This is a genomic window from Bradyrhizobium sp. (assembly GCF_049512235.1).
Lineage (GTDB): Bacteria > Pseudomonadota > Alphaproteobacteria > Rhizobiales > Xanthobacteraceae > Bradyrhizobium.
Genome location: NZ_JBEKXH010000439.1, coordinates 1 through 9,324, shown reverse-complemented (window position 1 = coordinate 9,324; position 9,324 = coordinate 1). Strand labels below are relative to the sequence as shown.

At 64.2% G+C, this 9,324-nt stretch carries 11 protein-coding genes, 1 tRNA gene and 1 pseudogene; 8 read left to right on the top strand and 5 right to left on the bottom strand.

Annotation, left to right across the window (positions count from 1 at the left end; genetic code table 11):
- Window positions 1–152: 152 nt before the first annotated feature.
- From hisD to ABSG20_RS28735, 8 genes and pseudogenes are all read left to right on the top strand, one after another.
- Entirely contained in the window at window positions 153–1,448 is a 1,296-nt protein-coding gene (gene hisD, locus ABSG20_RS28770) for a histidinol dehydrogenase (protein WP_423867848.1), read from the top strand.
- Complete coding sequence (locus ABSG20_RS28765) at window positions 1,445–1,939, top strand: UPF0262 family protein (RefSeq protein WP_423867847.1); 495 nt, start codon at window positions 1,445–1,447, stop codon at window positions 1,937–1,939. Before hisD ends, ABSG20_RS28765 begins: the two co-directional genes overlap by 4 nt.
- 6 nt (window positions 1,940–1,945) lie before the next feature.
- Window positions 1,946–2,413 (top strand): arsenate reductase ArsC, encoded by a 468-nt coding sequence (locus tag ABSG20_RS28760; RefSeq protein WP_423867846.1) that lies wholly within the window; start codon window positions 1,946–1,948, stop codon window positions 2,411–2,413.
- 120 nt (window positions 2,414–2,533) lie between these two features.
- Window positions 2,534–3,157, top strand: a complete 624-nt coding sequence (locus tag ABSG20_RS28755) for a Maf-like protein (RefSeq protein WP_423867845.1) — start codon at window positions 2,534–2,536, stop codon at window positions 3,155–3,157.
- A complete protein-coding gene (yacG, locus tag ABSG20_RS28750; protein WP_423867844.1) occupies window positions 3,147–3,359 on the top strand; it encodes a DNA gyrase inhibitor YacG in 213 nt (70 codons plus the stop codon). The genes ABSG20_RS28755 and yacG overlap by 11 nt, the downstream gene beginning before the upstream one ends.
- A gap of 286 nt (window positions 3,360–3,645) precedes the next feature.
- A tRNA-Phe gene (locus ABSG20_RS28745) sits at window positions 3,646–3,721 on the top strand.
- Between the two features lie 176 nt (window positions 3,722–3,897).
- Window positions 3,898–4,194, top strand: coding sequence for a nucleotidyltransferase family protein (locus tag ABSG20_RS28740; protein ID WP_423867843.1), 297 nt, complete (start codon window positions 3,898–3,900; stop codon window positions 4,192–4,194).
- A gap of 60 nt (window positions 4,195–4,254) precedes the next feature.
- Window positions 4,255–4,514: pseudogene (locus ABSG20_RS28735) on the top strand (HepT-like ribonuclease domain-containing protein); the annotation flags it as partial.
- Window positions 4,515–4,892: 378 nt separating this feature from the next.
- Here the strand turns inward: ABSG20_RS28735 and tnpC are convergent.
- The 5 genes from tnpC to eda form a co-directional block, all read right to left on the bottom strand.
- Window positions 4,893–6,410, bottom strand: coding sequence for an IS66 family transposase (gene tnpC, locus ABSG20_RS28730; protein ID WP_423867850.1), 1,518 nt, complete (start codon window positions 6,408–6,410; stop codon window positions 4,893–4,895).
- 223 nt (window positions 6,411–6,633) lie between these two features.
- Entirely contained in the window at window positions 6,634–6,981 is a 348-nt protein-coding gene (gene tnpB / locus ABSG20_RS28725; protein WP_423867842.1) for an IS66 family insertion sequence element accessory protein TnpB, read from the bottom strand.
- A complete protein-coding gene (tnpA, locus tag ABSG20_RS28720) occupies window positions 6,978–7,328 on the bottom strand; it encodes an IS66-like element accessory protein TnpA (RefSeq protein WP_423867841.1) in 351 nt (116 codons plus the stop codon). Before tnpA ends, tnpB begins: the two co-directional genes overlap by 4 nt.
- Before the next feature lie 77 nt (window positions 7,329–7,405).
- Window positions 7,406–8,575 carry an acetyl-CoA acetyltransferase gene (locus ABSG20_RS28715; protein WP_423867840.1) on the bottom strand — a complete coding sequence of 390 codons (1,170 nt, stop codon included), beginning with the start codon at window positions 8,573–8,575 and terminating at the stop codon, window positions 7,406–7,408.
- Window positions 8,576–8,626: 51 nt separating this feature from the next.
- Window positions 8,627–9,289: a bifunctional 4-hydroxy-2-oxoglutarate aldolase/2-dehydro-3-deoxy-phosphogluconate aldolase gene (gene eda, locus ABSG20_RS28710; protein ID WP_423867849.1), complete on the bottom strand. Its 663-nt coding sequence runs from the start codon at window positions 9,287–9,289 to the stop codon at window positions 8,627–8,629.
- Window positions 9,290–9,324 lie beyond the last annotated feature (35 nt).

Genomic DNA, 9,324 nt, shown 5'->3' with positions numbered 1-9,324 from the left:
CATCGGGGCACGCATTCGCGCGCCCCGGAGGCTTTAGCCCACCCTACAGACTGCCCGCTCGCGCTTTCAGATGGCACGAGGGTTGACGGCAAATGGCTGCCGCGCCATTGAGCAGTGGGCCTTTCGACCATGCCCGCTGCCGGAAAGTCACCATGCCCGTTCGCCTCGACCGAAGCCGCGCCGATTTCAGTGAGCGATTCGCAGGCTTCCTCGCCAGGAAGCGCGAAGTGTCCGCCGATATCGAGGCCGCGACCCGCGCCATCGTCGATGACGTGGCCATGCGGGGCGACCCGGCGCTGCTCGATGCGACCCGAAAATTCGACCGGCTCGATCTCCAAGCGGGCGGCTTGCGCGTCAGCGCGGCCGAAATCGATGCCGCGGTAAAGGCCTGCGACGGCGATACGATCGATGCGCTCGGATTCGCCTGCGAGCGGATCGAGGCGTTCCACCGCCGCCAGATGCCGGCGGACCAGCGCTTCACCGATGCGCTCGGCGTCGAACTGGGCTGGCGCTGGAGCGCGATCGAATCGGTCGGTCTTTACGTGCCGGGCGGCACCGCCGCCTATCCTTCCTCGGTGCTGATGAATGCGGTGCCGGCCAAGGTCGCCGGCGTCGGTCGCGTGGTGATGGTGGTGCCGGCGCCGGACGGCAAGCTCAATCCGCTGGTGCTGGCGGCGGCGCGGCTGGCCGGCGTCAGCGAAATCTATCGCGTCGGCGGCGCGCAGGCGGTAGCGGCATTGGCCTGGGGCACCGCGACCATCGCGCCCGTGGTAAAAATCGTCGGTCCCGGCAACGCCTATGTCGCCGCCGCCAAGCGGCTGGTGTTCGGCAAGGTCGGCATCGACATGATCGCCGGTCCCTCGGAAGTTCTGGTGATCGCCGACCTGACCGGCAACGCCGCCTGGATCGCGGCCGACCTCTTGGCGCAGGCCGAGCACGACGTCAACGCGCAGTCGATCCTGATCACCGACAGCGCCGGTCTGGCCGAAGCGGTCGAACGCGCGGTGCGATCGCAGCTTGCGACCTTGCCCCGCGCGGATATCGCAGGCGCCTCGTGGGACGCGTACGGCGCCATCATCCTGGTCGAACACCTGGACCAGGCGGTGGCGCTGGCGGACGCCATTGCCGCCGAGCATCTGGAAATCATGACCTCCGATCCGGAAGCGTTTGCGGCGCGGATCCGCAATGCCGGGGCGATCTTTCTCGGGGCTCATACGCCGGAGGCGATCGGCGACTATGTCGGCGGCTCCAACCACGTGCTGCCGACGGCGCGCTCGGCGCGGTTTTCCTCAGGCCTCGGCGTGCTCGACTTCATGAAGCGAACCTCGATCCTGAAATGCGGACCGGACCAGTTGCGCGCGCTGGGACCCGCGGCGATGACGCTGGGCCAGGCCGAAGGCCTCGATGCCCATGCGCGTTCGGTCGGATTGCGTCTCAATCCGTCATGACCAGACCGCCGCCAGAGGAGGACGCGCAGAACCGCATCGTCGCGGTGACGCTGGATGAGGAATCGATCGGGCGCTCCGGCCCCGACATCGAGCATGAGCGCGCGATTGCGATCTACGATCTCGTCGAAAAGAACCTGTTCGCGCCGGAAGGCGGCGGCGCCGGCCCGTTCACCCTGCATATCGGCATCACCGGCAACCGCCTGATGTTCGACATCCGCCGCGAGGACGGCACGCCCGTGGTGGCGCATCTGTTGTCGCTGACGCCGTTCCGGCGCATCGTCAAGGACTATTTCATGATCTGCGACAGCTATTATCAGGCGATCCGCACCGCGACGCCGGACAAGATCGAGGCCATCGACATGGGCCGCCGCGGCATCCACGACGAAGGTTCACGCACCCTGCAGGAGCGCTTGAAGAGCAAGGTAAGGATCGATTTCGAGACCGCCCGCCGGTTGTTCACCCTGATCTGCGTCCTGCACTGGAAGGGTTGAGCCCTGATGGTGGCGCCGCTGCGCCCGCGCGCTCCGCAAGCCGTGCTGTTCGCCTGCGGCCTGAACAGCGTGCGCTCGCCGATGGCCGAAAGCCTGCTGCGGCATATGTTTCCCCATGCGCTCTACGTCAAATCCGCCGGTGCCCGCAAAGGCGAGCTCGATCCGTTCGCGGTCGCGGTGATGGCAGAACTGGGCCAGGATATTTCCGGCCACAAGCCGACGACGTTCGAGGAGCTGGACGACTGGGAAGGGCTCAATTTCGACCTCATCATCACGCTGGCGCCCGAGGCGCATCACCGGGCGCTGGAATTGACCCGCACGCTCGCCGCCGATGTCGAATACTGGCCGACCCATGATCCCTCAGCCGCCGAGGGCAATCGCGAGCAGAAGCTTGAGGCCTATCGCGAGGTCTGCGACAGCCTGCTGTCGCGCATCCGCAAACGCTTTTCCAAGGTCGGGGCGGCCAGTGGTTGATTGCAGCCGGCACAAGGTGTTCTTTCCCAAGCCGGTTGTCTCCGCGAAGGCCTTCCGATAGGTTCCGCGCGCATTCATCCTCGGGTCCCCGTTCGTTCTGTTCCGCAAGATCACGCCCGCATGCTAGGCCGCCCCAAATTCGTTCTGGCTTCCGGTTCGCCGCGACGCCTTGCCCTGCTCAATCAGGCTGGCATCGAGCCCGATGCGCTGCGTCCGGCCGACGTCGACGAGACCCCGCGGCGCGGCGAGCTGCCGCGCGCCTGCGCCAATCGGCTGGCCCGCGCCAAGGCCGATGCCGCGCTCAAATCGGTGCAGCTCGATGACGAATTGCGCGGATCCTTCATCCTGGCCGCCGACACCGTGGTCGCGGTCGGCCGCCGCATATTGCCCAAGGCCAATCTGGTGGACGAAGCCTCGCAATGCCTGCGGATGTTGTCGGGGCGCAACCACCGTGTCTACACCGCGATCTGCCTGGTGACGCCGAAGGAGACTTTTCGCCAGCGCCTGGTCGAAACCCGCGTGCGCTTCAAGCGCCTGAGCGAGGACGATATCCAGGCCTATATCGGCTCCGGCGAATGGCGCGCCAAGGCCGGGGGCTATGCGGTGCAGGGCATCGCCGGATCGTTCGTGGTCAAGATGGTCGGCTCCTACACCAATGTCGTCGGTCTGCCGCTGTACGAATCGATCGCGCTGCTCGGCGGCGAAGGCTTTCCTATCCGCTTCGGGTGGCTCAATGCCGCCTGAGCCCCCCAAACCGGCCGGCCCCGGCAAGGCGAAGGTGGCGCCAAAAGCGAAGGCAAAACCCTGCCCGATCTGCGGCAAGCCGGCGAGCGAGGCCTCGCGCCCGTTCTGCTCCGAGCGCTGCCGGGATGTCGACCTCAACCGCTGGCTGTCGAATTCCTACGCCATTCCGGCCCGGAGCGACGAGGACGAAGACCCGGATTGAGCTTGGTTTTTCGCGTTTTTGGCGCGGAAAAGCCCGTGACTAAGCCGCCGCTATCTCTCACTCCCCTCCCTCCGCGAAGCGACCGCAAAGCGGCGGGAAGGGGGCCTGCCCCGGGGCTTGACCCGGGGTCGGGGGTGGGGGGTCCCTCCGCGAGTTCGGTGCCAGTGGAGGCCACATCAATACCATGCCGTCTGTCCAAACCGGCGCGCGCGAAGCGAGGTAGACAGCGTTGCCGGGCCCCACTATAAACCGGCGCTCCCAGGCGGCGCCCAGCGGCCCTGGAAGTGCCCAGGTAGCTCAGTTGGTAGAGCATGCGACTGAAAATCGCAGTGTCGGTGGTTCGATTCCGCCCCTGGGCACCAGGACGATGTTCCTGTACTTTATCGCAACATCAATCACTGAGCCGACACTCGTGATGATGCTACCGGAACCGAACTGATCGCTGATTATAGTACGGCTGATAGACATCGAACAGGTGCCGCAACGGGCGCTTCAGGCCGGTCATCGACGGCATGGACCATCGCTTGGGAGAAGAGAGATGTCTCTTGCAGTGTTCCGTGCATTGGCTGCCATTTGTCGACGCTACCATATCCACCGTTTGTCATTGTTCGGCTCGACGCTGAAAGGGTCCGATCGTCCTGATAGCGATGTAGATTTGCTGGTGGAATTCCAGCCACGTGCCAAACCAAGTCTCCTGACGATGGCGGGAATAGAAGTCGAACTGTCACTGTTGCTGGGCGGGCGCAAAGTTGATCTGCGCACGGCTCAAGATTTGAGCCGATATTTCCGGGACGAGGTCGTCCGCGCGGCGGAGACGCAATATGAGGCCCGATGACCGAGTACGTCTGCGCCACGTTGCCGATGCGTTAAGTGCAGCGATCCGGTTCACCGACGAAGCCGCGAGGATCTCGACAAAGACGAAATGCTGGCTTTCGCGCTGGTTCACGCCATCTTGATTGTGGGAGAGGCGGCGGGCAAGGTCACTGCCGAGTTACGCGACCAGCATCCGCAGATTCCGTGGCGCTCATCACCGGTATGCGTCATCGGTTGGTTCACGCCTATTTCGACATCAATCAGGACACCTTGTGGACGACAGCCACGGAATCGGTTCCTGACCTCTTGGCCCAGGTTGATAGACTTCTCTCATCGGACTGAAGGGCTGCCGCGATCGGTGCGTCCGCGCCTCGTGCTCTTGGCGCTTTTGGTCGCAAGACGTTTGATCGGACTTAATCTCCCGCAATTAAGTGCAGTGTCACCGTAACTCTCAGGCGGGGCCTCCGGTGAACTTCCGAGTGGCAGTTTCCCGGGTGGCATCGGAAGCCGGGTGTCCAAGTCGTCGAAATAACGAGGCCCGCGCGCTCGGCATTCTCGTAAGCATCCGCTATAGGCCGCGGGGAGCCCGGGTTGCGCTCGGGGCACGAATCGGCCGTGCAAACGGCAGGGCAGCCCGGCCACGGGCGGCCCAACGGGCCGTAGCGGGCGAGTTTTCCAGACTGTGCTGAGAATGAACCGCGGCGAGACGCGCCGGCCTTGTCAGGCGGCGCGCTCGATCCGTCGGGTGGAGTGCCAATTCCACGGCAGCAGCGCGGCGAGATCGTTGATCTTGTGATCGGCGATGCGCGCCAGCACGTCGGCAAGCCAGGCTTGCGGGTCGACGTCGTTGAGCATGGCCGTTTGAATCAACGTCAGCATGACGGCGGCACGTTCGCCACCGCGATCTGAACCCGCGAACAACCATGACTTTCTTCCGAGTGCGATGCCTCGCAGCGCTCGCTCAGCGGCGTTGTTGCTGAGGCAGATGCGTCCATCGTGCAGAAAGCGGGTGAACACATCAACGCGCCTGAGCGTATAGTTGAGCGCCTTGGCGACGGGATTGTGGCCCGACAGCTTCGCTCGCTCGCGCTTCATCCACTCGATCAACTCATTGACCAGTGGAGCCACCTCACTGCGGCGCACAGCCAATCTATCATCGGGTGATTTGCCTGTGATCGCGCGCTCCAGCGCGAAGATCGCATCAAACTTCTGCACCGCCGCGAACGCGATCGGCGAGATCACCTTCGAGCTGTTGTCGCGCGCGTTCGATGCGACGTCGGCGAGTTCGAACAAATAGCGTCGCGCATGGGCCCAGCATCCGACCGCGGTGATCGGACCCGGCTTGCGATTGGCCTCGTAAAGAGTGTTGAAGCCACTATAGGCGTCGGCCTGCAGAATTCCGCTGTAGCCGGCGAGATGCCGTGCCGGATGCACGCCGCTGCGATCGGGCGAATAGTAGTAGATCGCTGCGGGCGGCGCAGCGCCGCCGAACGGACGATCGTCACGCACATAGGTCCACAACCTACCGGTCCGCGTCTTTCCCTTGGCCAGCACCGGCACCGTCGTGTCATCGCCATGCAGCCGCTCGGCCGCGAACACGTGATGCTTGATGAGTTCGAACAGCGGCAGCAGCGAGGCCGCGCAGGCGCCGACATGATCGGCCATGGTCGATACTGAAAGCTCGACGCCCTCGCGCGCAAACTGCTCGCTCTGCCGGTTCAGCGGCTGATGATTTGCGTATTTGTCGACCAGGATCATCGCCAGCAGGCTCGGGCCTGCGAAGCCTCGGGGGATGGCGTGGAACGGAGCCGGCGGCTGGCTGATCTTCTCGCAGGACCGGCAGCTGAACTTCTCACGCACATACTCGGTGACGAACATTTGCCGCGGCACCACGTCGAGCGTCTCGGTGACGTCCTCGCCGATCTTCGAGAGCTTGTCGCCGCCACAGCACGGGCAGCAGGTCGGCGCCGGATGCACGATGCGCCGGCGGGGCAGATGATCGGGGAAATTGCGCCGCGTCGCCGGCCGCCGCATGTGGGCTTGCACGGGATTGGCCCGCGCCGCTTCGGCCGTGGCCTTGGCCGCTTCCACGACCATGTCTTCGAGTTGAAGTTCGAGCTGATCGAGCAGGCGCTGGCTGCGCTCCGAGCGCGGGCCGTAGATCTCCCGCTTCATCTTCGCGATCACCAATCGAAGGTGCTCGATCAGGGCTTCCGCACCGAGCACCTTCGCGCGCATCTCGATGAAGGCCGCCTTCAGCGCGTCATAGTCTTCCGGAAGTTTATCGTGTTCCGGAAGCCTAGATCCTTCGGGAAGGTTGTTGTCTTCATGAAGATCATCGATCGTCATCGGCATAATGCGATTCGATCACAATCAACGCTGATTCGCAGCTCTCATGTGGTGATATCAACGATCAATTCGAATTTACTTACATGCGTTGATATCAATCGCGCGATTACGTTTAGCCCGCTGCTGACGGTCGCCAGCTATGAACGGGATTGCGCCAGTCGATTCCTTCCAACAGGTAACCGAGCTGCGCGGACGTGATCACCACCGCGCCGTCTGATGTGGACGGCCAGACGAAGCGCCCGCGTTCGAGCCGCTTCAGGTACAGCGACATGCCGATGCCATCGTGCCAAAGCACCTTGATCAGCTTGCCGCTCTTGCCGCGGAAAACGTAGAGATCGCCACCGTGAGGATCGCGATGAAGCGTTTGCTGAACCATCAACGCCAGGGTGTTCATGCCGCGGCGCATGTCGGTGTGGCCCGTCGCAATCCACACCCGCACGCCCGATCCGATCGGGATCATCGCCGTCGCCCCTGCGCCAGCGCCGCGACCGCCGCCGACATCACCGCGATGTCCACCGCGCCGCTGATCCGCATCCGCACGCCGGTGGCAAACTCGATCTCCAGCGTTCCGCCGCCGCCCGCCACCTCCGGCGCGATCCGCACCGGCGCAAAACCCTCAGGCGTCGATCCGCGCAGCCGCAGCCGCCAGCTATACAACTGCGTCGCACGGATGCCAGCCTCCTGCGCCACCGCCGCAACGCTGGCCCCGGGCCTCAGCGTCGCCGCGACCAGTTGCTGCTTCTCCGCAAGGCTGTAGCGCCGCCGCTTTCGAGCCGATGGGTCGATTTCGTTCCGTCTGTTCTTCATGTGATAATCCTCCGTGGAAAATCACATGACCCATGCACTCACCGGATCGACAAGGCGGCCTCTATCGGATGGATACCCTACTTCACAGGCTCCAGTACCGAGACGTAATTCGCCACCGCCGCCCCGCCCATGTTGAAGATGCCGGCGAGTTTGGCGTCCCTGATCTGCATGCCCTCGGGCGCCTGCCCCACCAACTGCATCGCGGTCATCACGTGCATGGAGACGCCGGTGGCGCCGATCGGGTGGCCCTTTGCCTTTAGTCCGCCGGAGGGATTGATCGGCAGCTTGCCGTCCTTCTGCGTCCAGCCTTCCTTGATGGCGCGGGCGCCCTGCCCGCGCGGCGTCAGGCCCATGGCTTCATATTCGATCAGTTCGGCAACCGTGAAGCAGTCGTGGGTTTCGACAAAGGAAAGATCGGATAATTGCACGCCGGCCGATTGCAGCGCGCGCTGCCAGGCCACGGTGCAGCCTTCGAACAGCAAAATGTCGCGCTTCGACATCGGCAGGAAATCCTGGGCATGCGCGGTGGCCCTGATGTTGACCGCCTTGGCCATGGTCTTGGCGGTCTCCGCATCGGTCAAAACCAGTGCCGCCGCACCATCCGACACCAGCGAGCAGTCGGTGCGCTTCAAGGGACCCGCCACGAACGGATTTTTTTCGCTTTCGGAGCGGCAGAAGTCGTAGCCGAAATCCTTGCGCAGCTGGGCATAGGGATTGGCGACGCCGTTTTTGTGGTTCTTGGCGGCGATCATCGCCAGCGCGTCCGACTGATCGCCGTATTTCTGGAAATACGCCTGCGCGATCTTGCCGAACACGCCGGCAAAACCGCCGGGGGTGTCGCCGTCTTCCGGCAGATAGGACGCGCGCAAGAGGTTGCGGCCGATCTCGGCCGCCGGCGTGCGCGTCATCTGCTCGACGCCGACCACGAGCACTATTCTGGCCGCGCCCGCGGCGATCGCCCGGATGCCCTGATGCACCGCCGCCGATCCGGTGGCGCAGGCATTCTCCACGCGGGTCGCCGGCTTGAAGCGCAACTGAGGATCCGCCTGCAGCACCAGGGAGGCCGTAAAATCCTGCGGCGAGAAGCCGGCGTTGAAATGCCCGAGCACGATTTCATCGACATCGCCGGCGGAAATGCCGGCGTCGGCGAGCGCTTCATTCGCGACCCGGACCACCAGGCTCTCGACGCTCTCGGTATCGAACTTGCCGAACGGCGTGTGCGCCCATCCGACGATACTCGCGCTCATGATCGTTCTCCCTGTCTGGCCTGGATCGTTTGTAGTCCGTCGGCCGTCATATTACACCTGAGGTTTCAGCGATTGCATCGTCCGCGCGCATATGGCTGATATGCCGGCCCAGTTGCCCGAGCGGATATCGGCCGCCGGGCACAGCCAGGAACCGCCGACCGCGACCACGTTCGGCTCGCTCAGCCACGCCGCCGCATTGGCCTCCCCGATGCCGCCGGTCGGACAAAACCGCGCATCCGGAAAAGGCCCTGCCAAGGCACGAAGTGCCTTGATGCCGCCGCACGGTTCGGCCGGGAAGAATTTGACGAGATCAAAGCCGTGGGCCAGCGCCTGCATCAGCTCGGAGGCCGTCGCGATGCCCGGCGCGAACGGCAAGGGGCTTGCCGCGGCAGCCTGCAAGAGATCCGGCGTGGCACCGGGACTGATGCCGAATTCGACGCCAAGGGCTGCCGCGCGGGCCAGATCGTCAGCGTTCAGGATGGTACCGATGCCGACGATGGCCTCCGGCACATCGGCCATGATCGCCTTGGCGGCCTCGATCGCAACCCTGGTTCGCAGCGTGACTTCCAGCACCCGCACCCCGCCCGCGACCAGCGCCCTGGCCAGCGGTACCGCGTCTTCAAGCCGTTCGATGGTCAGAACGGGGATCACACGGGCCGTCCTGAACATCGCCGCAAGTTTTTCCCGGGCGCCTGTCGACGACTGTTTTGACATCACGATCATAGAGACACCTGGTGGGATGTCGCCGG

Coding starts and splice junctions, on each gene's coding strand:
- hisD (WP_423867848.1), top strand. CDS start 153: ATGCCCGTTCGCCTCGACCGAAGCCGCGCCGATTTCAGTGAGCGATTC.
- ABSG20_RS28765 (WP_423867847.1), top strand. CDS start 1,445: ATGACCAGACCGCCGCCAGAGGAGGACGCGCAGAACCGCATCGTCGCG.
- ABSG20_RS28760 (WP_423867846.1), top strand. CDS start 1,946: ATGGTGGCGCCGCTGCGCCCGCGCGCTCCGCAAGCCGTGCTGTTCGCC.
- ABSG20_RS28755 (WP_423867845.1), top strand. CDS start 2,534: ATGCTAGGCCGCCCCAAATTCGTTCTGGCTTCCGGTTCGCCGCGACGC.
- yacG (WP_423867844.1), top strand. CDS start 3,147: ATGCCGCCTGAGCCCCCCAAACCGGCCGGCCCCGGCAAGGCGAAGGTG.
- ABSG20_RS28740 (WP_423867843.1), top strand. CDS start 3,898: ATGTCTCTTGCAGTGTTCCGTGCATTGGCTGCCATTTGTCGACGCTAC.
- tnpC (WP_423867850.1), bottom strand. CDS start 6,410: ATGCGCGCGAAGGTGCTCGGTGCGGAAGCCCTGATCGAGCACCTTCGA.
- tnpB (WP_423867842.1), bottom strand. CDS start 6,981: ATGATCCCGATCGGATCGGGCGTGCGGGTGTGGATTGCGACGGGCCAC.
- tnpA (WP_423867841.1), bottom strand. CDS start 7,328: ATGAAGAACAGACGGAACGAAATCGACCCATCGGCTCGAAAGCGGCGG.
- ABSG20_RS28715 (WP_423867840.1), bottom strand. CDS start 8,575: ATGAGCGCGAGTATCGTCGGATGGGCGCACACGCCGTTCGGCAAGTTC.
- eda (WP_423867849.1), bottom strand. CDS start 9,289: ATGTCAAAACAGTCGTCGACAGGCGCCCGGGAAAAACTTGCGGCGATG.